Source organism: Salinibacterium sp. M195, assembly GCF_019443965.1.
Lineage (GTDB): Bacteria > Actinomycetota > Actinomycetes > Actinomycetales > Microbacteriaceae > Rhodoglobus.
Window position 1 is genome coordinate 1,507,652 of the sequence record NZ_CP040814.1, and the last position, 22,306, is coordinate 1,529,957.

Genomic DNA, 22,306 nt, shown 5'->3' on the forward strand with positions numbered 1-22,306 from the left:
TCGCTCCTTGTTACTTGCGTGCGGTGAGAACGAGCGGTCCTTCTGGAGTAATGGCCACCGTGTGCTCGAAATGTGCGGCACGCGAGCCGTCGATGCTCCGCAGCGTCCAGCCATCATCATCGGTGTAGATCTCGTGAGTGCCGATCATGAGCCACGGCTCGATCGCAAAGACAAGTCCTGGCTTGAGCGGCATACCCCGGCGTGCCTTGCCGTCATTGGGGATGTGCGGGTCACCGTGCATTTCGCGGCCAACTCCGTGGCCGCCGAAGTCGAGATTCACTTCGTAGCCAGCGCCGTAGGCAACATCGCCGATTGCAGCGGAGATGCCACCGATGCGATTACCAACAACGGCTGCGGCGATTCCCGCATCGAGAGCGCGAGAAGTGGCATCCATCAGTTTGATGTCTTCATCACGCGGGGTGCCAACCGCGAACGTGATGGCAGAGTCTGCAACCCAGCCGTCGACCGCAACAGCAAAGTCGAGGCTGACCAGGTCGCCGTCCTTGAGGGTGTAGTCGTGGGGGAGCCCATGCAAGGCGGCGTCATTGACAGAGGTGCAAATGACCTTGCCGAAGGGTGAGGCGCCAAACGAGGGGTGGTAGTCGATGTAGCAGCTCTCAGCGCCGCGTTCGCGGATCATGCTGTGGGCAAGTGCATCGATCTCGAGCAGGTTGATGCCCACCTTAGAAGCCGCCTGAGTGGCGGTGAGCACGCTGGCGACAAACTCGCCTGCAGCTTTCATCTCATTAATTTCGGCGGGCGTTCTCAACTCGATCATTCGGTGGTTGCCTCTTTCGTGTGTGCTGCCGAGAGTTGCGCAATGAACTCTCACAGTCTTTTCATGAACAGCTTCTCAGCAATCCCGATCACATCGAAGATACCCTGTGAAGCATGATGATCAGGCGTGCGTTCTACTACTGGCAGTTCATCGCGGTAATCGTGTTGCCGCTGTGGGTCTTGGTTGCGCGCGGAATCTACGGTTCGAGCGTCGGCTGGGACTTCGTATTGTTTCTCGTCTTGTGCCCGATTCTGGCGTTCGCGCTCCTCGCGATTGCCGGTCTCACGACGGCGCGCAAGAGTGTTCGTAACTCGCGCACCGTTTCGTGGATAGATGCGGGCGTTCTTACTGTTTGGCACGCCGCGATTATCATTTATGGTTTTGTGGATGCGCCGTTCCCGGCAACACTAATTGTGATTGTGGCGATCGCCGCGTTCTGGATCGCGCTCTGGCAGCTCGTCACGGAGACGCGTAACCGCTTTACGAGCTTGGTTGAGGGCTTTGAGCGCGACGCACAACGGCCAACCAGACCGGGCGAGCGCCTCGACAATGGCAACGTCATCATCCTTGACGGTGATGAGAATCGCACTTTCGACTAAATCTGTGGCAGAATTGTCCATTGTGCTCGCGCACGACTCTGCCATGAGGGCGTCGTAACCGCTTGAAGCACAATCTTTCTCTTATCTAACTAGGTGTGTTCGACTCATGGCGGGCGCAGAGAGCGATCAATAATGCATATTCTCGATGACGTCGACAAGGCGTCTCTCAAAGACAACATTCCTGATTTCCGTGCCGGCGATAACGTCAAGGTTCACGTAAACATCATCGAAGGTACGCGCTCGCGTATCCAGGTGTTCCAGGGCGTAGTCATCGGTCGTTCAGGCGATGGCGTTCGCGAGACCTTCACGGTCCGCAAGGTCAGCTTCCAGGTCGGAGTCGAGCGTACCTTCCCGGTTCACTCCCCAGTAATCGACCACATTGAGCTAGTTTCACGCGGTCTTGTTCGCCGCGCCAAGCTGTACTACTTGCGCGAACTTCGCGGCAAGAAGGCAAAGATCAAAGAGAAGCGCGACAACTAAACACGTTCGCAATTCACAAACCAATTGCTCCCAGCGGCTTATGCTTGCTGGGAGCTTTGGGGTTAAATGACAAACGAATTTACTGAAGACACGCTGCAGAGCAGCCGTGATCGCCGTCGCGATGCTGCCCCCAAGGGTGGTGGGTGGAAGATCTTCCTTCGCGACCTAGTGATCATCTTCGTTGCCGCCATCCTGATCTCGTTTCTCATCAAGACGTACTTAGTGCGCTCGTTCTACATTCCGTCGACGTCGATGGTTAATACTTTGCAAGTTGATGACCGTATTCTCGTCAACCAGCTCGAACCGAGATTCTTTCCCATCTCTCATGGCGACGTTGTCGTCTTCACTGATCCTGGCGGCTGGCTTCCTCCCGTCTCGAACGTGCCTGACAACTGGTTCGTTGGTGCGGTAGACGGTGTGCTGGCCTTTGTGGGTTTGAGTGCCCCAGACAGCAGCAACCACCTCATTAAGCGTGTGATCGGTCTGCCAGGAGACACCATCGAGTGCTGCAATGAATTCGGGCAGTTGGTGGTCAACGGCATTCCACTTGAAGAGCCCTACATTGTGCTCCCGGATGCGGTGACCAAGGTCACTCCCGAAGATTTCTCCGTCACGGTGCCCGATGATTCCATTTGGGTCATGGGTGACAACCGCTACAACTCCGCCGACTCTGCCGCTCACCGCGATGACCCGACTGGTGGCTTCGTGAAGATCGATTCTGTTGTTGGGCGTGCCTTCCTTATTAGCTGGCCGACCGAACGATGGGGAACGTTAGACAACTATCCGACGACGTTCCAGCAGGTCACGCAGAACGACGAGTAGCTCGTGGCTGTCTCTGATCCGAGCAACGATGTTGAACTCGAACTCTTTAGCGCTGGTGCGCATGCCGTAATCGGCTGCGATGAAGTGGGCAGGGGAGCGATCGCCGGTCCGGTCGGCGTTGGAATGACTGCGCTGATGCCCGCCCATGGCGACTGGCCGGCAGGTCTTCGTGATTCCAAAATGTTGAGCCAAAAACGCCGGGAGCTTCTGGAGCCCCTCGCGCGCGAGTGGGCCCCACTCTCCGCAGTCGGCTACGCGGATGCCACAGAAATTGACTCCATAGGAATCACCGCCGCCCTCGGGCTGGCAGGCAAGCGCGCTCTCATCCAACTTCACGAAGCGGGCCTCGACATTATGGCGAGCGTTGTGCTGCTGGACGGCAGCACCGACTGGCTCAGTGGCGCCCTGAGCGTTGCGCCACGAGTGCATACCAGGGTCAAGGCTGACCGTGATTGTGTGTCGGTTGCTGCGGCATCCGTTGTAGCGAAAGTGCAGCGTGATCGCATCATGATTGCCGCCGATGCGGAATACCCCGGGTATCACTGGCCGAGCAACAAAGGGTACGGTTCAGCCGCCCATTTTGAGGGGATTCGCAGCCTCGGCGCTACCGAACTTCATCGGCACACATGGTTGCGCTAGCGCGGCCTACAATGAATGCAGCATGGATGAAGACGAGTTTGAAGACTACGACCGCGAGGTCGAGCTAGCGCTGTACCGCGAGTACCGCGATGTAGTGAGCCAGTTCCGTTTTGTGATCGAAACGGAGCGACGCTTTTACCTCGCGAACGAGGTCGATTTGGTGCGCCGCGATACCGAGCACGACTTCTACTTCGAGCTCTCGATGACCGATGTGTGGGTGTGGGATGTTTACCGTTCCGACCGCTTCGTCAAGAGCGTGCGCGTGCTGACCTTCAAGGACGTCAACATTGAAGAACTCAGTGCCAAGGACCTCGAACTTCCGAAGGAACTCGCGCTCGACGAATAGCGCTGAGCTTCTAGAGCTCGGGTAGGGCTGCAGCGAGCACCTCAGCGAGATGCTTGCCATTGGTGTTTGCGAGCTGTGATGCCTGCGTGCGACACGAGAATCCGTCGGCGAGCAGTGTGCTGCCAGGCTCCGCGTTTCTGAGCGCGGGCAGGATGCCGTTTTCGGCAACCGCGACAGACACGTCGTAGTGTCCCTTCTCCATGCCGAAGTTGCCGGCCAGCCCACAGCATCCGCTGATCTCGGTCACGGTTGCGCCCGTGGCGGCGAGCAGAGCGCGATCAGCGTTGAAACCCATCACCGCGTGCTGGTGGCAGTGGGGCTGTACGACAAAGATTTCACCGGTCAGGTTCGGCGGTTGCCAGCTCGCCGGTCCGACCGGTGCCGGCGCTGCCAGTAACTCCGCGAGAGTGAATGTCGAGCGGGCCACTGCGGCGGCTGCTGCATTGTTGGGCAACAACTCGGTGAGGTCTGACCGCAAGACCGCCGTGCACGATGGCTCCAGGCCAACAATCGGGATGCCACGGTCGACATAGCGAGAAAACTCACTCACGAGCTCGGTGAGTTTGTGTCGCGCCCCCGCCAATTGTCCAGTCGTGATCCAGGTCAGGCCGCAACATACTTCGCGCTCGGGCAGCACGATCTCATAGCCGGCGGCATCGAGCACGCGGATCGTGGCGCGGGCGATATCTGGCGAGAAGTTGTCAGTGAAGGAATCGGCCCAGAGCAGCACTTGCGGGCGTGCGGCAGTGGGCGAAGCGTCGGTCGTCTCGGTCTGTTTGACGGTAGTTGCCGAGGCCGATTGGCGCGAACCCGCGCGCAGGGCGCGAGCCTCGGAGCTCGAGCGGAAGGGGTGCCGAGCGAAAGCGGGGAACGTGCGCCGAGCATCCATTCCGCCAGCCCACAGGGTGATTCGTCGCACGAGGGGCACGCGCAGAACAGCATTCGCGAGCGGGGCGATTGGTGAAATGAGCCGCGCCCAGCGGGGGAGTTGCCCCAGGAGGTAGTGACTGCGAGGGCGAAGCTTGCCGTCGTAGCGGCGGTGCAACACTTCTGCTTTCAGCGTTGCCATGTCGACGCCCGCGGGGCAATCACTCGCGCAGGCTTTGCACGAGAGACACAGATCGAGCGCGTCGTGCACTTCTGGCGAGTTGACGCCTCCCGCCACGAGCGTGCCGTTGGCCATTTCTTGCAGAACGCGGGCGCGCCCTCGGGTGGAGTCCTTTTCGTCGCCGGTCGCCAAGAACGACGGGCACATCACGCCACCCGCAGCCGAATTATCGGCGCGACACTTGCCAACGCCAACGCAACGGTGGGCGGCCATCGTGAGATCGCCGTCATCGTCGCTGAAGGCGAAACCATTGACGGCGACGATCGGCAAGGCTGCCGGACGACGCAGATCGGCATCGACCGGCGCCGGGTCAACAACAATTCCCGGATTCATCAGATTGTTGGGGTCGAAAAGCCGTTTGAACTGCCCGAACAGGTCAATCGCGGCTGGCGAATACATGTGCGGAAGCAGTTCGCTGCGTGCCCGACCGTCGCCATGCTCGCCAGACAGCGAGCCGCCATGAGAGGCCACGAGTTTGGCGGCGTCATCCACGAAGGCTCGCAAAACAGCGCCATCCGTCGCGAGAGGAATATCGAGACGAACATGAACGCAACCGTCCCCGAAATGGCCGTACGGCATCCCCTCTATTGCGTACTCGGTCAGTAGTTTGTCGAAGTCGCGAAGGTAGGCACCGAGACGCTCGGGAGGGACTGCAGCATCTTCGAACCCCGGCCAGGCTTGCTTGCCGGATGACGTGCGCCCCGCCAAGCCTGCACCGTCTTCTCGGATGCGCCACAGTTGTTTCGCGGCCACAGCATCGGTGATGACTCGTGCCTCGATCGCGGCGGAGTCGGCGGCGAGTCGCTTCGCGCGTTGGAGGGTCTCGGCGGGGTCGGCTCCCGTTACCTCCACGAGCAGCCACCCGGCGCCTTGGGGCAGGGCGGCGACGGCGCTGGCGCCTCGCTGACGGCTGACGGCATCCACAATGCGGGCGTCGAGTCCTTCGATGGCACTGGGATGGTGGGGCAGAAGCGCGGGCACGGCGTCGGCCGCGGTTGCCATATCGGGGTAGCCGAGCGCGACGAGCAGCGGATGCTGTGGCTCAGCCACGAGCTCGACCGTTGCTTCGAGCACGGTCACGAGGCTGCCTTCGGTGCCCACGAGACTGCGGGCCAGGTTATTGCCGTGCTCGGGGAGCAGGTGTTCGAGACTGTAGCCCGACACCTGACGACCGAAGCGACCGAGCTCGGTGCGCATCGTTGCGAGGTTGTCGTTGACGAGGGCCGCAATGCCGTTTACCGCGCTGGGATCGTCGGCGGCGATGAACCGCCTACCGAGACCGTCGACAACGTCGAGGCTGAGCACGTTGTCCGCCGTTTTCCCGAACTGCAGGGAGTGGGCTCCGCACGCGTTATTGCCGATCATTCCGCCGAGGGTGCAGCGGGACGATGTTGAAGGGTCGGGGCCGAAGCGTAAACCGTGGGGGTGCGCAGCTGTTTGGAGAGTGGTCAGAACGGTTCCGGGCTGTACGCGCGCGGTGCGAGCATCCGGGTCGATTTCGATCACCTGGTTGAGGTGGCGCGAGAAGTCGAGAACAATGCCTGTGCCGATAGCATTGCCCGCGATTGAGGTGCCGCCGCCCCGAGAAGTGACCGGCGTGCTACTTTCGCGGCTGATCGCGAACGCCGCGAGCACATCGTCGGTGTCGCGCGGGAACACGACCACGTGCGGCACAACACGATAATTGGAGGCGTCGCTGGAGTACTCGGCGCGACGACGCGTGCTGTCATCGACCTCGCCACCGACCGCGGAGCGCAGGGCGTGAACGACTTCGCTGCGATCCTGCAGAGAAGTGTCTGGCATCCCCCTATTGTGCCTCTAGAGTCAATTCATGCCCTTGATTGCCACCATCGTGCTTGCCGGCTTCGGCTTCGGGCTTTCGCTCATTATCGCGATCGGTGCACAAAATGCGTTCGTGTTGCGGCAAGGGTTGCGCCGAGAACACGTCACCGCTGTTGTGCTGGTCTGTGCGCTCTCCGACATCGTGTTGATCGTCGCTGGCATTGCCGGGCTCGGCGCCCTCATTCAACAGGCTGGCTGGCTTCTGGTGGTTGCGCGCATCGGCGGTGCACTCTTTCTGCTCGTTTACGCCTTTCTCTCGATTCGCCGGGCGACCCGACCCCAAGCCCTCACGGCAACGGCAGCAGGAACCGGGATGACGCTTGCCGCCGCCCTCTCGACAGCGCTCGCGCTGACCTGGCTCAACCCGCACGTCTACATCGACACCGTGCTGCTACTCGGATCCATCGGAGGAACGTACGGTGACGACCGCTGGTGGTTCGCGCTCGGAGCGTGCCTCGGCAGTGTCGTCTGGTTTGCGGCAATCGGCTACGGCAGTCGGTACCTGCGGCCACTGTTCGCGAAGCCTGCTGCGTGGCGCGTACTCGACATTGTGATCGCCGTGATCATGGTCGTACTGGCGGCGAGCCTGGTGGCCGGGCTGTTCGAGTAGCTGAGAGTGCGAGCTGTGGCGGTCGCTGCGCTGACAGTGGATTAGCGCAGAGCGGAGAGGTCGAACATCCATTCATTGACGTGGATGGGGTGGCCTTGGGGATACTCGAAATCGGCTTCGCCGGCGAGTGTGAAACCGGCGCGGCGGCAGAGGGCGTTTGACGCCGCGTTGTCGGTGCGAGGGAACGCGAAGACCTGATCGCGATCGCCATTGTCTGCCGCGTACTGAATGCATTCGGAGAGTGCGCGACCGGCGATTCCGAGGCCTTGATGGGCGGTGTGCACGCTCCATCCGGTTTCGTAGACGTCTTTGTTACGCCAGCTCTTCTTCCAGAAGCCCACTGAACCAACGGGGTCGTCTGCGGCGGCGGATCGGATGCGGAACATGCGCGCCTCGTCCGTCTCCCACAGGTGCAAAAACTTGGCGTGCCGAGTGACGATTTGCTTATCGCTTTCGGGCCCGCCGAGGAAGGCCGTCATCTCGGGAGTATTGCTTCGTTCGAGCACGGGAAGATCGTCAAATTGCCAACGTTCAAGCCACACTCTGTGCTCGGAATCGCTCGTCATACCGGCACGATACCGCGTACGCATTGATGGCTCTCAAGAGTTTTTAGTGAAAATCTCTTAGGTTTTCTACGCGGACACGCTAGCGACGTGCTAAAAATCAACTATGCGGACTTGTGGTGCGATTTTTCTCAGTGTTCTGGTTGTTCTCGGGACTGTCGGCTGCGTGTCAACCGCGCCGGAAACATCCGAGCCGCAAGGGCAGCAGGGTGAGTCTGGTGCAGCGGCGGAGGAAGGCGGTTGGGAAATGCCGCTTCTCAGCGCTGACTCTAGTTTTCTGAATCCTGAATCTCCGTACTCGGTGCTCTTCGAGCAAGTGGATTCCGGCGCCCACGAATACTCACTGCCTCCTCTCGGCGACTCTGTCGAGCAGCTCTTTCTCGCGATTGGCTGCGACAGGAATACCCCCTATGAAGTGGCGGTGGTTTCTGGTGAAACGGTCGTGGATAGAACGTGGGCGAGTAACTGCGCTAGTGAGCGGGGCAAACCGGCATCGACTTATCTCACTTCGTCGCTCGAGGGTGACCTGTCGTCGTTGACGCTCAGGGTTACCGTCGACGAAGGCGCTCGGTTCAGTGTCTCGGTGTTCGAAGCGGCGAACGCAAGTGACTAGGTAACTAGTCCTCCCCAGAGCGTCAGGTGGGGGACTCTTCTCCTATTCGTGCTGGTGTGCATTGTCGGTCGTGCCCAGGCGCGACTCTTGAGCCATGGCAGCAAAAGACGACCTCGGCGCACGCGGCGAAAAGCTCGCGACCGAGCACCTGATCAGTGCAGGGTTTGAGATCCTCGATCGCAATTGGCGGTGCTCACAGGGGGAACTCGACATTGTGGCGAGAGAGCTCGACGAACTCGTGTTCGTCGAGGTCAAGACTCGCTCGAGTGTGCTGTTCGGGCATCCGTTCGAATCGATCACCACCACGAAACTCGCCCGACTGCGGCGACTTGCGGCTGCCTGGTGCGACGATCATCCGGGGTTAGGTTCTTCCGTGCGCATCGATGCCGTTGCGGTGATCGTGCCCTCGCGGGGTGACGTCGAAATCGAACACTTGAAGCGCATCTCGTGATCGGCAGAACGTACGCCGTATCGCTGCTCGGCCTCGAAGGGGCAATTGTCGAGATCGAAGCTGACCTCTCCAACAACCTTCCAGGTTTCGTGCTCATTGGCTTACCCGACACCGCGCTTGGCGAAGCCAAAGACCGCGTGCGGGCAGCGGCAACAAATTCCGGATGTGGGCTACCGAACCGCAAAATCACGGTCAATCTATCGCCGGCCGCGCTGCCGAAACACGGCTCCGGCTTTGACCTAGGGATAGCACTCGCGGCGCTTGCTGCCTCCGGAACCGTCTCAGCGGAATCTATTGACCGTGTTCTCCACATTGGCGAGTTGGGCCTCGACGGACGCCTTCGCCCCGTCAACGGTGTGTTGCCGGCCGTGCTCGCGGCATCCCGTGCCGGATTCACTACCGTGATGGTGCCAAGCGGCAATGCCGATGAAGCGTCGCTCGTTCCCGACATGCGGGTTATTGCGGTTCCGTCATTGAGAGACGCCGCTATCTGGCACGGCGGAGAGTTCGAACCTGTGCCCGTTGACGTCATCACCCGGCCAACTGCCGCAACGGCGCCCGCAGAAGGTGGCGACCTCAGCGACATGATTGGTGGCAGCGACGCGATCGACGCCATGCTCGTCGCCGCAGCCGGTGGCCACCACGTGTTCCTGCTCGGGCCGCCCGGTGCTGGCAAAACCATGCTCGCTGCTCGGCTGCCAGGGCTCCTGCCCGACCTCGATCCTCAGGCTGCGCTCGAAGTTTCGTCGATCCGCTCGCTCGCCGGTCTCCCCGTTGGCAGCAGTCTCACTACCCGCCCACCGCTCGAAGCGCCCCACCACACGGCGACGGCCGCGGCGCTCGTCGGAGGCGGCAGCTCGCAGATTCGTCCGGGTGCTGCCGCCCGAGCCTCCGACGGAGTGCTCTTTCTCGACGAAGCACCCGAGTTCGCACCAGCAGCCCTCGACGCACTTCGGCAACCTCTCGAATCGGGGGTTATCAGCATCCATCGGGCTAATGCCGTCGCGCACTTTCCTGGCCGCTTTCAGCTCGTCATGGCGGCAAACCCGTGCCCGTGCGGCCAATGGGGAGCACGAGACAGCGAATGCACGTGTCCGCCTAACAGCCGCCGCCGTTATCTAGCGAGACTCTCGGGGCCGCTGCTCGACCGCATCGACATTCAGTTCCGGGTCGAACGAATCACCAGCGCCCAGTTGCGGCTGGCGAATGAACGACCAACGCTCTCCACGGCAGATGCTCGCGCCACAGTCACCGCGGCCCGCGAGCGAACTCGGGCGCGCCTCGCAGCAACGCCGTGGCGGCTTAACTCGCAGGTGCCGGGATCATTTCTCCGCGGCCGCGAACTGCGGCTCGCCCCCAAAGTAACGGCTGGTCTCGATCGCGCGCTCGAACGCGGCGGAATCACCATGCGCGGCTATGACCGCGTTTTGCGTGTTGCCTGGTCGCTCGCTGACCTTGCCGACGACGCACGACCCGATGAAACCCACCTCGGTCAAGCGCTGTATCTACGAAAGGCAATGTCACAGTGAGCATGTTCGGACTCAAAGAATCAGAAATCGCAACCCTCATCACAGCGGTCAGCGTCGAGGGCGGTGGCGATCTTGATCGTGTCTCCATCGAGAATCGTTTTGCGCGAGCAACGTGGAGTGGCCTCGCCGAACCCGGCGACCGGCTAGCCGGCCGCGCTATCCAACAACTTGGCGCAGCGCGAGCACTCTCTGCCGTTGTTGAACACTGGAATACCGAACGCTTCGCTGCCGAGCTGTCAGCGGATGGAGACCCTGTGGCCGGCGACGATATGCGTCAAGCGATCGACCGTTGGATGCCGCGACTCAAGTCAGACACCGCGCTCATCGCACTGCGCCAAGCCGCGCGTTTCGGCGCCCGCCTACTCATCCCCGATGATGAACTGTGGCCTGAGCGCCTCAACGACCTCGACTGGCACGCACCCTCCGCGCTATGGGTGCGTGGCACCGACGCGGCGCTCGCCGGAATTGTCGACGGTATCGCCCTCGTCGGAGCCCGCGCCGCCACAGGCTACGGCGAGCACATCACTATGGAAGCATCCGCCGGACTCGTAGATCGCGGCTACACCATTGTCTCGGGTGCCGCCTACGGAATCGACGGGATGGCACACCGCGCAGCCCTCGCCAGTCATGGCCTCACCGTGGCATTTCTGGCCGGGGGAGTCGACCGCTTCTATCCGAGCGGCCACGACAGTCTCCTGACCCGTATTGTTGAAAACGGCGCGGTGATCTCCGAACTGCCGTGCGGGTCACCGCCAACCAAATGGAGATTTTTGCAGCGCAATAGACTCATCGCTGCTGCGAGCCTTGCGACCATAGTGCTTGAAGCGGGCTGGCGCTCTGGTTCTCTCAACACCGCCGGACACGCGGCGGCTCTGGGTAGACCGCTGGGCGCAGTACCCGGCCCTGTCACTAGCGCGGCCTCCGCAGGGTGCCACCGCCTCATCCGCGACTATGACGCCGTGTGCGTCACTAATCCTGACCAGATGGCCGAGCTGGCCCCGCTCGTCGAAAGGGAAATCGATGTCTCCGAAATCGACTCAGAATTGAGAATCTCGTCTGCAACTCCCGGCTCTGAGGTGTCTGCGGAAAATGTGGATACTGTCGGCGCTCGCAGCCCAGAAACCACGCGCCTCATCGACGCCCTCAGTGCTCGCAGCGCGCGGACGGCCGACGATATCGCCGCGCGCAGCGGACTCGCGATCACTGCAGTGCGTGCCCATCTGGGACTCCTCGAACTCGATGGTCGCGTCACAGAGACAGGGCGCGGCTGGAAGCGTGTCGCAGTGGCAAAACCAGAAACTTCGCGAGTTTTTCGCTCGCCTTCAACCGACAGCGAGTAACCGCAGGTTCGCCGCTGTCTTCAATCGTTTCGGCAGTGTGATGAGAAAAAGCGAACCAATTTGCGCGCGCACACAAGTGGGTAAAGCTGTGAAATGGCCGCAACCTATGCAAAATACCTGCATAAACGGTGAAAACACGTACCAAAATCGCTCAATGATCCAGATTGATTAGGAAAGGTAATGTTTTATGCATCGCTTTTTAGATTGTTCCTAATCATTATGTCTGTCAAAGTAGACAGGCTTAGCCCACGGACGTGCACAAGAAAGGCGACAAAGTGAACGATCAGTTCTTCCAAATTATCGCAATGGTCATTTATTTGGCCGCAATGCTCGGCATCGGGTGGTGGGCGTACAAGCGAACTACTGACCTTGACGACTACATGCTCGCCGGCCGCAAGCTCAGCCCCGGAGTAGCAGCGCTCAGCGCAGGAGCATCCGACATGTCGGGTTGGCTCCTTCTCGGACTCCCCGGCGCCTTCTACCTCGGTGGACTCTTCCAAGGCTGGATCGCCATCGGACTCACCATCGGCGCGTGGCTCAACTGGAAGTTTGTCGCACCGCGACTGCGTGCTTACACCGAGGTCTCCAAGAACTCGATTACGCTCCCCAGCTTCTTTGAGAACCGCCTTCGCGACAAGTCGCGCATCCTGCGCGTCACCGCCGGAATCATCATCCTCGTATTCTTCACCTTCTACGTATCCTCCGGAATGGTCGCCGGTGGCGTCTTCTTCCAGAGTGCATTCGGTTCCGAATACTGGATCGGAATGCTCCTTGTCGGTGGCGTAACAGTTCTTTACACCCTCTTCGGTGGATTCATCGGCGCAACCTACACCGACGTAGTGCAGGGAATCATGATCTTCCTCGCGCTCATTGCGGTGCCGATCGTCGGCATCACGCAGACCGGAGGCGTTTCTAACACGATCGAATCGATCCGTGCAGCGAACACCGACATCGACATGTTCAGCCTCTTCACTGGCGGATCAGTTATCGCCGCAATCTCCGCAGCAGCGTGGGGCCTCGGTTACTTCGGCCAGCCACACATTCTTGTTCGCTTCATGGCGCTTCGCTCGCCAGGGGATGCTGTAGCCGGTCGACGTATCGGTATCAGCTGGATGATCATCTCTGTTCTCGGTGCCATGGCATCCGCCCTCATTGGTGTCGCGTACTTCCAGCAGAACCCTGGGCTCACGCTCGACAACCCTGAGCGTGTGTTCCTCGAACTCGCACAGATCTTCTTCCACCCGCTGATTGCAGGACTCGTCCTTGCAGCGGTGCTCGCCGCGGTAATGAGCACGATTTCATCGCAGCTCATCGTGTCCTCGTCGGCACTGGTGGAAGACCTGTTCAAGATCGTCGCCAAAAAGGAAGCAACTCCCAAGGCGCAGGTAGTCCTCGGTCGTATGGGTGTTCTTATCGTGTCGATCGTTGCAATCATTCTCGCGTGGGACCCCAACTCGTCGATCCTCGACCTCGTTTCTTACGCGTGGGCTGGTTTCGGTGCTGCATTCGGGCCGATCGTGCTCCTTTCGCTCTTCTGGCGCAAGCTCACCAGCGTCGGAGCGATTGCCGGAATGATCGCCGGTGCAGTGACAGTTGTAATCTGGGGAAACATCGATGCGCTCTCGGGCGTGATGTACGAAATCGTCCCCGGCTTCGCACTCAACGTTGTTGTCGCAGTAGTAGTAAGCCTGCTCACCTTCAAGAACAGTGACAAGATCACTGAAGAGTTCGACACCACGCTGGAAAGCGTGCGTACCGGCACAGTTCAGTTGCCGATAATCGCCAAGAAGGACTAGTCATCCACGTGTGCGCGTCTAGTTAGACGCGAGTGCACAAGATGCCCGCCCCACATTCGTGGAGCGGGCATCTTTGGTTAAGCGTGACGCGGCTACTTCACGGTGTCGGAACCGGTGTCTCATCCGCGTCCTTTTCGAGCGAGCACGCGAACGCGGTGAGATTGCCGCCGGAGCACGCGCCCGCTAAGTTCCCTCAATCCACGGTGGATGACGCCGGTGCGGCCTAGGCTGGGCGTGTGATTCAACTCGGCCAATACCCAGCACCCAGCCACGTCATCGCGCATGTCAGCGACACCCATCTGCTCGCGGGCGGGCGCCCGCTCTATGGCGCGGTCAACACGATCGACCACCTCGAGCAGGCTCTTGCCCAGCTCGAACGCTCGACAGCACATCCGCAAGCCATCGTCTTCACTGGTGACCTCGCTGATCTGGGGGAGCCCGATGCCTACGTGAGGTTGCGCGAGATCGTCGAACCGGCAGCCAAGCGGATGAACGCCGAAATAATCTGGGTCATGGGCAACCACGACGAGCGCGACCAATACTCCAAGCTGCTGTTCGACGAAGAATCAGATTCCCCTCAAGACCGTGTCTACATGATCGATGGTCTGCGCATCATTTCCTTCGACACCACGGTGCCGGGCTACCACCACGGAGACATTAGCGACGAGCAGTTGGAGTGGCTGCGTAACGAACTGGCAACTGCGGCACCGCACGGCACTCTGCTGGCCGTGCATCATCCTCCGATCCCCACGCCAATGCTCGAAGCAATGGGCATGCTCGAGTTGCAACGCCAGGAACGCCTGGAAGAAGTGCTGCAGGGCAGTGATGTGCGAGCAATTCTTGCCGGCCACTTGCATTACTCAACGCATTCGACTTTCGCGGGTATCCCCGTCTCTGTTGCGTCAGCAACCTGTTACACCCTCGATCTCAGCGCTCACGAACGGCTGCTCTCTGGTGTCGATTACGGGCAAGCCGTCAACGTCGTGCATGTGTACGAGAAGCAGACAGTGCACTCGATCGTCCCTATCGGTGACACCGCAGAGATCACAGGGCATTCGGCGGAGGCTTGGGCTCAGATCGAGGCGATGACGCCGGAGCAGCGACTCGAAACGTTCTCGGCCAAGAACTCAACGTTCAACGCGGCAGAAGTGGCGGCGTCAGAATAGGGCGAGATTCTGGGCTGCACCGGTTGTGCAGCCGGGCGTGAAAGCATTGGGTTATGACTCAGGGCGTTGACACCACACCACCACACACCCGAATCGAATTAGAGCAACAGCTGATCTCGCCCGAATTTGTGACGGATACCATCCGAGTGCTCACCGGTCACGAATCGATCCGCAGCTTTGATTCCACTCCCATCGCTGCCGAAGTGTTAGAGGCGATTCTGGTCTCGGCACGTAGTGCGCCAACGTCATCGAATTTGCAGGCGTACAGCATCATCGTTGTCGAAGATGAGCAGCGACGAGCTCGCCTTGCACACCTCGTGGGCGACCAGCGCTATGTGGCTGAAGCACCCGTGATGCTCATTTTCTGTGCGGATGTGTCTCGGCTGCGCTACCTTGCGCACCGGCAAGGACATTCCTTCGAGGCAAACAATCTCGAAATGTTCTTGACGGCATCCATCGACGCTAGCCTCGCCCTTCAAAATGCTCTCGTTGCCGCAGAATCGCTCGGGCTTGGCGCGGTTCCTATCGGCTCCGTTCGCAACGAACCCAGTCTGATCGCCAAGGAACTGGCGCTACCGACAGGGGTGTTCGCGGTTGCCGGACTCACGATCGGCTACCCGAACCCGGGAACGCGAAGGGGCGCTAAGCCACGACTTCCCAGCGAGTCAGTAGTGCACCGTGAGCAGTACTCGACGGAAAACCTTGAGCAGCAGGTCAGCGACTACGACGACGTCATGATCGCCAACGGTCTCTATGCCGGACGCCAAGTTGCCAGCGACCCTCACATTCCGGATGCCGAATACGGTTGGGCCGAACACACGGCACGTCGCACGAGCAAGCCAGAAACTCTCGCCGGACCATCAGCGGCGCTGAGGGATCACCTCAAAGACGAAGTAGAGGCGCGAGGTTTCTCGATTCGCTAGCGTGCCGTGTCGTTTGCGTGCTGGATAGCTAGCGCGCGGACGCGTTCGAGGCTCGGCTCGCGCGCGCCACAAAAAACAACACCAGCGGTTGTGCGATATTCATTGCGGCCCAGAGGAATTTATAGCGCACGCTCGGGATCGACACGGCGCGACCGTGCGCCGCACTGCGCAGGGCAGAACGCACAACGAATTCCGCCTCAAGCCACATCCACTTGGGCGCCATAGCTTCTCGTTCAATTCCCAACCGCGCGTGAAAATCGGTGCGAACGAAACCGGGGGCCAGCGCTGTAAAGGTGACTCCGCGACCGCGATAGTGGGCGTTGGCCCAGCGGCTAAAGCTCAAGGGCCATGCTTTTGCTGCGGCATAGAGCCCGAGCGGTGCCTCGCCGGCAATGCTCGCCACGGTCAGCACTGTGCCCGCGCCGCGAGCGAGCATTCCGCCAAGCACCGCATGGCTGAGTCTCATCGGAACGGTTGCGAGAAGCTCGAGCATCCGAGCCTCGTCGTCAACCGAGTTCGTGTCGAATTCTTGGGGGAGCCCGTAGCCGGCGTTGTTGACAAGGTAGGTAATGGGATTTGTTGCTGACTTCAGTCGGTTCTCGACGAGGTCGCGCTCAGTGGTGCTCGTCAGGTCTGCCGAAATCACCTCGACGGTAATCCCTGCCGTATCGCGCAGTTCGGCAGCCATGGCTTCGAGGCGAGCACTATTCCGCGCCACCAGAACTACGTCAAAGCCTGAGTGTGCAAGTTGCCGCGCAAACTCGGCGCCAATGCCGGAGGTCGCTCCGGTGACGAGCGCCGTGCCGGTGGGAGAGCGTGAAGAACGTGTGGCCATCCCGAAACGCTATCGTGGCGAACCCGAATGACGGGCGTATGCCGCACGATAGAGGCGTGAACCTTCACCATCTTGTGGATACGTTTGCCGCCTATCTTGCGGCCGATCGCGGATTCAGCGTGCACACCGTGAGGTCCTACCGTTCCGATCTCACTAACCTGGCTGAGTTTGCTATCGAGCGCGGAGCAGTGGGGCCAGACGATCTCGACCTCGAGTTGCTGCGGGATTGGCTATGGCACGCTTCGCAAGCCGGGTTGGCTAAATCCACTCTCGCCCGTCGCGCGGCCGCTGCGCGCGGATTCGCCTCCTGGTTGGAGAAAACCAATCAGGCGACGACGGATGCCGCGGCGCGGCTCAAAGCGCCAAAAGCTGAGCGGCACCTTCCCCGGGTTCTCAATCGCGACCAAATGTCCGACATGTTGCAGAGTGTTGCCGCCCGCGCTGCTTCCGACGATCCGGTTGCGTTGCGGGATCAAGCGATAGTGGAGTTGTTGTATGCGTCCGCATTGCGGGTGAGTGAACTCACGGGCCTGAGCTTGAGTGATGTTGATGATTCACGACTGACCGTGCGGGTGCTGGGCAAGGGGTCCAAGGAGCGCATTGTTCCTTTTGGCATTCCGGCGCGGCGAGCGATTTCGGAATACGTCGAGAAGGGACGTCCGCAGCTAACGGCGGAAGGTTCCGGTTCGGCCGCACTATTTGTGGGTGCACGAGGAAAGCGGCTCACGCCGAGAGCTGTCTATGACGTGATCGCCCACTTGTTGGCTGATGTGCCGGGTTCTGGTGGTTCTGGACCGCACACTCTTCGCCACACTGCCGCGACCCATCTCTTGGACGGTGGCGCTGATTTGCGTGCGGTGCAGGAGATGCTTGGTCATGCCAGCCTCGGCACTACCCAGCTGTATACGCACGTCTCCACGGAACGTTTGCGGGAGAGTTACCGTACGGCGCATCCGCGAGCGTGAATTGCGAACCTCATTCTCGAGCGTACTGAGCTGGTTTGATTGCTTCTCCGGGTGGCGCTATTTCGTGATGGAGGGGAGAACGGGAGGTCCGTCGGTCTGCAATTCGGGTTTCCACGATGATCGCCGCGGTCCGGGAGCATTTGCGCTCGGTCGGGGGACGGCGGGCTTCGGGGGAGGAACATCGCCTGTTTCTGGCAGCTGGGCGCGGTAAACGGTGACGACTCCGTCGAGGTAGCGCTCGATCACGGCTTTTTCGACGTCATCAAAATCGTCGAGTACTCGGTCGATGCCCATGATCATCGGCATCAACGTCGCCATTGCGGTCTCTACGGACCTGGGGTTAGGCACGACGACGATGCTGCGGCGGTCGGTGGGGTGTTGTTCTCTGGTGACGTGGCCCACACCAATGAGGCGGTCGATAACTCCGGTCACTGCGGCTGTTGAAATGTTGAGTCGACGGGAGAGATCGGTGGGGGCGAGTGGCCCGTGCATGATCAGGTGTTCCATGGCTTCAAGATCGGTGGCGTTGACCGAGAGTGTGCGACCGACGTGCTGTTCGAATTCGTCGCTGGTGTCGAGAATGTCGCGCAACAGTTGGGTTGGCCGTCGCGCTGCAGGACGCTCCGATGCGGGTTGAGTGTGTTGCATGTCTATGACTTTACCGGTATGTTCCTAACTTGTCTAATATCTAAGCAACCGAAGCATTTTTTCAGGAGGAGCGCGATGCATCGCCTCAGAACCTTCATCACTTCACGACGCACCTCGTGGATCGTATTGGTCAGTGCGCTTGTTGCGGCTGGCGCGATTTTCGCGGCTGGCACGGGAAACGATGAGGGAACATTGCCCGGCGTCGGCTTGCCAGACTCCGCCGAGTCCGCCCAAGCCGCTGCGGCCGCAGAAACGTTGCCGGGAGCAGATTCCACAGTCGCGCTGTTGGTATTCAGCCGCGGCGGCGACGCTCTCACTGATGCTGACACCGAGGCCGTGGCATCCGCCGCTGGCGCCCTCAGCGACTACTCCGCGGAAGGCTTCGTTCCGCCGCCCACGTTCTCCGATGACGAAACGACCGCGCTCGTGACGGTTCCGCTCGATAAGCTCTCCGAAGCTGGGGCGCAGGCTGATCGCGCCGACGAAATTCGCGAGACGGCAAACGCGGATCTCCCTGCCGGTCTCACGGCGCTCCTCAGCGGCCCAGAGGGCTTCGCTGTTGACATCGCTGCGGTCTTCGAAGGTGCTGACTTTACGCTACTGCTAACGACAGTCATCGTCGTTGCCGTTCTACTCCTGATCACGTACCGCAGCCCCTGGCTGTGGCTCGTGCCCCTCGTCGTCGTTGGCACCGCTGACGGTCTCGCCGGGATCGTCGCCGCCAGAGTCGCCGCGCTCGCGGGCATCCAGTTGGATGCCTCGGTCACGGGGATCCTCTCTGTTCTCGTTTTCGGTGCCGGCACTAACTACGCACTGCTCCTCATCGCTCGCTATCGCGACGAACTGCGGCTCGTCGAGGATCGTCGTGAAGCAATGTCTCGTGCGCTGCGCGGCGCCGGCCCGGCCATCATCGCCAGTGGAAGCACCGTTGTTCTCGCCCTCCTCACTCTGGTATTTGCAGAACTGCAGGGGAACCGGGCTCTCGGAATCGCCTGTGCGACCGGTGTTGTGATCGCGATGATCTTCGCTCTCGTTGTGCTGCCGGCCGCCCTTGTGCTCTTTGGTCGTGGGCTGTTCTGGCCGTATATCCCCAAGTTCGGCTCCGAGGGCAGCGCTGAACGCGGTGTCTGGCACAAGCTGGGGGTGCTCGTTTCCCGCAAGCCCGTTGCCGTCGCGATTCTGGGCGCGGTCATTCTTGGCGCTCTCTCCCTTGGCGTCCCTCAGATCAAGATTGGGCTCTCGCAGACCGAGAGCTTCACCCAGGTTCCTGAAGCAGTTCAGGGACAAGACATCATCGCGGATGCGTTCCCGGCGGGTAGCGGTTCTCCCGCATCCGTCATAGTGAACTCAGATTTCGCGGAGGAGGTTGCTCAAGCGGCCGAGGGCGTCAACGGTGTCGACTCGGTGCGCATCGGTGAAAGCACCGACACGATTACTCAGCTCACTGTGGTGTTGGATGACGCCGCCGAGACCGAGGCATCGTTCGCCGCCATTGAGGCGCTTCGCTCGGAGCTGTCGGCCATCGACGGCGCCGACGCGCTCGTGGGAGGTCTGGATGCCCAAGCTCTTGACGTTGAGCGGGCTCAACAGTCAGATCAGGATCTGGTGATCCCGCTCATCCTGGGGCTGGTCTTCATCGTGCTTGTGCTCCTGCTGCGGTCGCTGCTTGCGCCTATTCTGCTGTTGCTGACGGTAGTGGCCTCGTTCTTCGCCAGCTTGGGAGCAAGCTGGTTGCTCTTTGAGTCTGTATTCGGTTTTCCTGCGATTGATACGAATGTGGTCTTGTTCGCGTTCCTCTTCCTCGTTGCGCTCGGTGTCGACTACAACATTTTCTTGGTGACGCGAGCGCGAGAAGAGGCGGTCGAGCACGGCACACGAGCAGGAATGATCCGAGCGCTGTCGTCGACCGGTGGAGTGATCACCAGCGCCGGTATTTTGCTTGCGGCGGTGTTCGCGGTGCTCGGAGTGCTGCCGCTCATCACGCTCACTCAAATCGGAATTATCGTCTGCATTGGTGTGCTGCTCGATACCCTCCTTGTTCGCACTGTGATTGTGCCGTCGCTCGCGTTTATTGCTGGCGAGAAGTTCTGGTGGCCGGGTCGTGTGATCTCCGTTGGCGCCGAAGTGCGCACTCCGCAGCATGCTGCAGGTCAGCACGCCGCGGCCAAGCATTCGACGCCGAAAACGACTCCCGGCTCGGAGGCGGGCGCATCGCAGAGCGTCGAGAAGACGGCGGAAGGCGAACCACATCACGCTAAGCACAGCGTCGATCGCTAGCGGTTTGTCGGCGCGGATCGCTGGCACAGAGTGCGGCTTAGGTGAGCTGCACCCGCGCGTCATAGTTCACGCGTTGGCAGCAGGATGGCCCGCGGTATGCCACCCAGATAGATGAGCGGTGATACGTATTCTCCATCGAGTCGTACGCCCAAGTGCAGGCAGGGCCGCGCGCAGTGGCCAGCCTGCAGTTGGCCGACCACTTCGCCGCGCACGACGACATCGCCGCGAGCCAGTGTGGTGGTCACTGGCTCGTAGCTGGTGATGAATCCGCCCGGATGCCGAATCGAAAGTACGGGCCGGTCGACAACAGTGCCGGCGAAGTGCACAATCCCGTCGCTGGGCGCCCGCACGTCGCTGCTCGAGCCACTATCGATATCGATTCCCCGATGCCCCGCTGAATATGGCGTTTCTGGGGCGAGGTACGGGCGAATAATGGGATGCGGGGGCGCGACTGGCCAATCCCACGGCGTCGAGATCGTGACTTCCGCTTCGGTGAACGCGAGGGTGGGGGCTCGATCGCGTGCGCCGTAAGGAGCTGTTGTTGTTGTAGTGGCCGCCGACACAGCGTGCGGTTCTGCCACGCTGAGTGGAAGCACGGTTAGCGCAATAAAGAGTCGAATGTCAGCTCGAAGCATCCCGCAACTATCAATGAATACACGATGTGGCGGTCGAGAAAACGAACATTCGGGGAGGGGCGAGCTTGGTGATGAAGTTGTGGGGGAGCGATGGTATGATTTTGGCAGCACCGCGTGTATTCGCGGTGACTACGCGTGCCCCGTTGCCGTACAACTACGGCAACACACGGCCGCTATCTCCACTCAGTCCCCTCTCGTGCAGCACTGCGAAAGGGGCGGAGGTATGCCCGGGCACCAGGATTCGCGCCGACCGGTAGCGAGTATTAACTGAGAAGGCCATTGCCGCCACGCGCGCCAGTGAGCCAGAAAAGGAGAACGGCCATGGCCGTCGTAACCATCCGCGAGCTGCTTGACAGCGGCGTACACTTCGGACACCAGACTCGTCGTTGGAACCCGAAAATGAAGCGCTTCATTCTTACCGAGCGCTCGGGCAGCCACATCATTGACCTTCAGCAGTCGCTGGGTCACATCGACGCAGTTTATGACTACGTCAAGGAGACCGTCGCCCACGGCGGAACCATTCTCTTCGTCGGTACCAAGAAGCAGGCACAGGGCACCATTGCTGAGCAGGCACTGCGCGTAGGCCAGCCCTACGTCAACCAGCGCTGGCTCGGTGGACTCCTCACCAACTTCCAGACGGTTTCCAAGCGTCTTGCACGCATGAAGGAACTCGAAGAGGTTGACTTCGATGACACCACACGTGGTTTCACCAAGAAGGAACTGCTCATTCAGAAGCGCGAGCTGACGAAGCTGCAGAAGAGCCTCGGTGGTATCCGTAACCTCACGAAGACCCCTTCGGCGATCTGGATCGTTGACACCAAGAAGGAGCACCTCGCCATTGACGAGGCTCACAAGCTTGGTATCCCCGTCATCGCGATCCTCGACACGAACTGCGACCCTGACGACGTTGCGTACCCGATCCCGGGTAACGACGACGCCATCCGTTCAGTAGGTCTCCTCACGCGCATCGTTGCTGACGCTGCTGCTGAGGGCCTCATCCAGCGTCACCAGAAGCCAGAAGAGGGCAAAGAAGTAGAGCCCATGGCCGCTTGGGAAGCTGAGCTTCTCGGCCAGGCAGACGCCGACGCTGCAGCGCCAAAGGCCGAAGAGCCCGCTAAGGCTGAGAAGGCTGAAGCTCCCGCGAAGGCTGAGAAGGCTGAAGCTCCTGTTGAAGCTGACAAGGCTGAAAAGCCCGTCAAGGCTGACGCTCCGGCAAAGGCTGAGAAGCCCGCCAAGGAAGACAAGGACGAAGCAAAGGCCGCAAAGCCTGCTGCTAAGCCCGCCGCAAAGAAGCCCGCTGCGAAGGCTGCTGACGCAGCCGACGACAAGAAGTAAGGATTC

Annotated in this window: 22 protein-coding genes; 16 read left to right on the forward strand and 6 right to left on the reverse strand. The window is 60.6% G+C overall.

The window, feature by feature from the left end; genetic code table 11:
- Nucleotides 1-10: 10 nt before the first annotated feature.
- The gene (gene map / locus FFT87_RS07170; protein WP_219950616.1) at nt 11-778 is read right to left on the reverse strand and encodes a type I methionyl aminopeptidase; all 768 of its coding nucleotides are present in this window, start codon (nt 776-778) and stop codon (nt 11-13) included.
- Nucleotides 779-891: 113 nt separating this feature from the next.
- Between map and FFT87_RS07175 the strand changes: the two genes are divergently transcribed.
- From FFT87_RS07175 to FFT87_RS07195, 5 genes are all read left to right on the forward strand, one after another.
- Nucleotides 892-1,377 (forward strand): MFS transporter, encoded by a 486-nt coding sequence (locus tag FFT87_RS07175; RefSeq protein ID WP_219950617.1) that lies wholly within the window; start codon nt 892-894, stop codon nt 1,375-1,377.
- A 132-nt stretch (nt 1,378-1,509) separates the two neighbouring features.
- Nucleotides 1,510-1,857 carry a 50S ribosomal protein L19 gene (rplS, locus tag FFT87_RS07180; protein WP_219950618.1) on the forward strand — a complete coding sequence of 116 codons (348 nt, stop codon included), beginning with the start codon at nt 1,510-1,512 and terminating at the stop codon, nt 1,855-1,857.
- A gap of 66 nt (nt 1,858-1,923) precedes the next feature.
- Nucleotides 1,924-2,679 (forward strand): signal peptidase I, encoded by a 756-nt coding sequence (lepB, locus tag FFT87_RS07185; RefSeq protein WP_219950619.1) that lies wholly within the window; start codon nt 1,924-1,926, stop codon nt 2,677-2,679.
- 3 nt (nt 2,680-2,682) lie between these two features.
- Complete coding sequence (locus FFT87_RS07190) at nt 2,683-3,318, forward strand: ribonuclease HII (protein ID WP_219950620.1); 636 nt, start codon at nt 2,683-2,685, stop codon at nt 3,316-3,318.
- Nucleotides 3,319-3,340: 22 nt separating this feature from the next.
- Nucleotides 3,341-3,664, forward strand: coding sequence for a DUF2469 domain-containing protein (locus tag FFT87_RS07195; protein ID WP_009772690.1), 324 nt, complete (start codon nt 3,341-3,343; stop codon nt 3,662-3,664).
- Nucleotides 3,665-3,674: 10 nt separating this feature from the next.
- Here the strand turns inward: FFT87_RS07195 and FFT87_RS07200 are convergent, their stop codons facing one another.
- Nucleotides 3,675-6,575: an FAD-binding and (Fe-S)-binding domain-containing protein gene (locus FFT87_RS07200; RefSeq protein ID WP_219950621.1), complete on the reverse strand. Its 2,901-nt coding sequence runs from the start codon at nt 6,573-6,575 to the stop codon at nt 3,675-3,677.
- Between the two features lie 28 nt (nt 6,576-6,603).
- Here FFT87_RS07200 and FFT87_RS07205 point away from each other — a divergent pair, with 28 nt between their 5' ends.
- Entirely contained in the window at nt 6,604-7,224 is a 621-nt protein-coding gene (locus tag FFT87_RS07205; RefSeq protein ID WP_219950622.1) for a LysE/ArgO family amino acid transporter, read from the forward strand.
- A gap of 41 nt (nt 7,225-7,265) precedes the next feature.
- On the opposite strand, the gene FFT87_RS07210 is transcribed toward FFT87_RS07205, so the two are convergent.
- Entirely contained in the window at nt 7,266-7,790 is a 525-nt protein-coding gene (locus FFT87_RS07210) for a GNAT family N-acetyltransferase (protein WP_219950623.1), read from the reverse strand.
- 163 nt (nt 7,791-7,953) lie between these two features.
- Here FFT87_RS07210 and FFT87_RS07215 point away from each other — a divergent pair, with 163 nt between their 5' ends.
- From FFT87_RS07215 to FFT87_RS07245, 7 genes are all read left to right on the forward strand, one after another.
- Nucleotides 7,954-8,400, forward strand: coding sequence for a hypothetical protein (locus FFT87_RS07215; RefSeq protein WP_219950624.1), 447 nt, complete (start codon nt 7,954-7,956; stop codon nt 8,398-8,400).
- Nucleotides 8,401-8,494: 94 nt separating this feature from the next.
- Nucleotides 8,495-8,851, forward strand: coding sequence for a YraN family protein (locus FFT87_RS07220; protein ID WP_219950625.1), 357 nt, complete (start codon nt 8,495-8,497; stop codon nt 8,849-8,851).
- The gene (locus tag FFT87_RS07225) at nt 8,848-10,380 is read left to right on the forward strand and encodes a YifB family Mg chelatase-like AAA ATPase (protein WP_219950626.1); all 1,533 of its coding nucleotides are present in this window, start codon (nt 8,848-8,850) and stop codon (nt 10,378-10,380) included. Before FFT87_RS07220 ends, FFT87_RS07225 begins: the two co-directional genes overlap by 4 nt.
- A gap of 2 nt (nt 10,381-10,382) precedes the next feature.
- Nucleotides 10,383-11,720, forward strand: a complete 1,338-nt coding sequence (gene dprA, locus FFT87_RS07230) for a DNA-processing protein DprA (protein ID WP_255560133.1) — start codon at nt 10,383-10,385, stop codon at nt 11,718-11,720.
- A gap of 275 nt (nt 11,721-11,995) precedes the next feature.
- Entirely contained in the window at nt 11,996-13,516 is a 1,521-nt protein-coding gene (putP, locus tag FFT87_RS07235; protein ID WP_219948109.1) for a sodium/proline symporter PutP, read from the forward strand.
- 236 nt (nt 13,517-13,752) lie between these two features.
- Entirely contained in the window at nt 13,753-14,682 is a 930-nt protein-coding gene (locus tag FFT87_RS07240) for a phosphodiesterase (RefSeq protein WP_219948110.1), read from the forward strand.
- Nucleotides 14,683-14,735: 53 nt separating this feature from the next.
- The gene (locus FFT87_RS07245) at nt 14,736-15,605 is read left to right on the forward strand and encodes an NADPH-dependent oxidoreductase (RefSeq protein WP_219948111.1); all 870 of its coding nucleotides are present in this window, start codon (nt 14,736-14,738) and stop codon (nt 15,603-15,605) included.
- Between the two features lie 28 nt (nt 15,606-15,633).
- Here FFT87_RS07245 and FFT87_RS07250 read toward each other — a convergent pair whose 3' ends face one another.
- Nucleotides 15,634-16,440 carry an SDR family oxidoreductase gene (locus tag FFT87_RS07250; protein WP_219948112.1) on the reverse strand — a complete coding sequence of 269 codons (807 nt, stop codon included), beginning with the start codon at nt 16,438-16,440 and terminating at the stop codon, nt 15,634-15,636.
- Nucleotides 16,441-16,478: 38 nt separating this feature from the next.
- Here FFT87_RS07250 and FFT87_RS07255 point away from each other — a divergent pair, with 38 nt between their 5' ends.
- A complete protein-coding gene (locus tag FFT87_RS07255) occupies nt 16,479-17,405 on the forward strand; it encodes a tyrosine recombinase (RefSeq protein WP_255558885.1) in 927 nt (308 codons plus the stop codon).
- A gap of 57 nt (nt 17,406-17,462) precedes the next feature.
- On the opposite strand, the gene FFT87_RS07260 is transcribed toward FFT87_RS07255, so the two are convergent.
- Nucleotides 17,463-18,053 (reverse strand): MarR family winged helix-turn-helix transcriptional regulator, encoded by a 591-nt coding sequence (locus FFT87_RS07260; RefSeq protein WP_219948113.1) that lies wholly within the window; start codon nt 18,051-18,053, stop codon nt 17,463-17,465.
- A 75-nt stretch (nt 18,054-18,128) separates the two neighbouring features.
- On the opposite strand from FFT87_RS07260, the gene FFT87_RS07265 reads away from it, so the two are divergent.
- Entirely contained in the window at nt 18,129-20,330 is a 2,202-nt protein-coding gene (locus tag FFT87_RS07265) for an MMPL family transporter (RefSeq protein WP_255558886.1), read from the forward strand.
- Between the two features lie 59 nt (nt 20,331-20,389).
- Here FFT87_RS07265 and FFT87_RS07270 read toward each other — a convergent pair whose 3' ends face one another.
- Entirely contained in the window at nt 20,390-20,965 is a 576-nt protein-coding gene (locus FFT87_RS07270; protein WP_219948114.1) for a M23 family metallopeptidase, read from the reverse strand.
- 321 nt (nt 20,966-21,286) lie between these two features.
- On the opposite strand from FFT87_RS07270, the gene rpsB reads away from it, so the two are divergent.
- The gene (gene rpsB, locus FFT87_RS07275) at nt 21,287-22,300 is read left to right on the forward strand and encodes a 30S ribosomal protein S2 (RefSeq protein WP_219948115.1); all 1,014 of its coding nucleotides are present in this window, start codon (nt 21,287-21,289) and stop codon (nt 22,298-22,300) included.
- Nucleotides 22,301-22,306 lie beyond the last annotated feature (6 nt).

Coding starts and splice junctions, on each gene's coding strand:
- map (WP_219950616.1), bottom strand. CDS start 778: ATGATCGAGTTGAGAACGCCCGCCGAAATTAATGAGATGAAAGCTGCA.
- FFT87_RS07175 (WP_219950617.1), top strand. CDS start 892: ATGATGATCAGGCGTGCGTTCTACTACTGGCAGTTCATCGCGGTAATC.
- rplS (WP_219950618.1), top strand. CDS start 1,510: ATGCATATTCTCGATGACGTCGACAAGGCGTCTCTCAAAGACAACATT.
- lepB (WP_219950619.1), top strand. CDS start 1,924: ATGACAAACGAATTTACTGAAGACACGCTGCAGAGCAGCCGTGATCGC.
- FFT87_RS07195 (WP_009772690.1), top strand. CDS start 3,341: ATGGATGAAGACGAGTTTGAAGACTACGACCGCGAGGTCGAGCTAGCG.
- FFT87_RS07200 (WP_219950621.1), bottom strand. CDS start 6,575: ATGCCAGACACTTCTCTGCAGGATCGCAGCGAAGTCGTTCACGCCCTG.
- FFT87_RS07205 (WP_219950622.1), top strand. CDS start 6,604: ATGCCCTTGATTGCCACCATCGTGCTTGCCGGCTTCGGCTTCGGGCTT.
- FFT87_RS07210 (WP_219950623.1), bottom strand. CDS start 7,790: ATGACGAGCGATTCCGAGCACAGAGTGTGGCTTGAACGTTGGCAATTT.
- FFT87_RS07220 (WP_219950625.1), top strand. CDS start 8,495: ATGGCAGCAAAAGACGACCTCGGCGCACGCGGCGAAAAGCTCGCGACC.
- dprA (WP_255560133.1), top strand. CDS start 10,383: ATGTTCGGACTCAAAGAATCAGAAATCGCAACCCTCATCACAGCGGTC.
- FFT87_RS07245 (WP_219948111.1), top strand. CDS start 14,736: ATGACTCAGGGCGTTGACACCACACCACCACACACCCGAATCGAATTA.
- FFT87_RS07250 (WP_219948112.1), bottom strand. CDS start 16,440: ATGGCCACACGTTCTTCACGCTCTCCCACCGGCACGGCGCTCGTCACC.
- FFT87_RS07255 (WP_255558885.1), top strand. CDS start 16,479: ATGCCGCACGATAGAGGCGTGAACCTTCACCATCTTGTGGATACGTTT.
- FFT87_RS07260 (WP_219948113.1), bottom strand. CDS start 18,053: ATGCAACACACTCAACCCGCATCGGAGCGTCCTGCAGCGCGACGGCCA.
- FFT87_RS07265 (WP_255558886.1), top strand. CDS start 18,129: ATGCATCGCCTCAGAACCTTCATCACTTCACGACGCACCTCGTGGATC.
- FFT87_RS07270 (WP_219948114.1), bottom strand. CDS start 20,965: ATGCTTCGAGCTGACATTCGACTCTTTATTGCGCTAACCGTGCTTCCA.
- rpsB (WP_219948115.1), top strand. CDS start 21,287: ATGGCCGTCGTAACCATCCGCGAGCTGCTTGACAGCGGCGTACACTTC.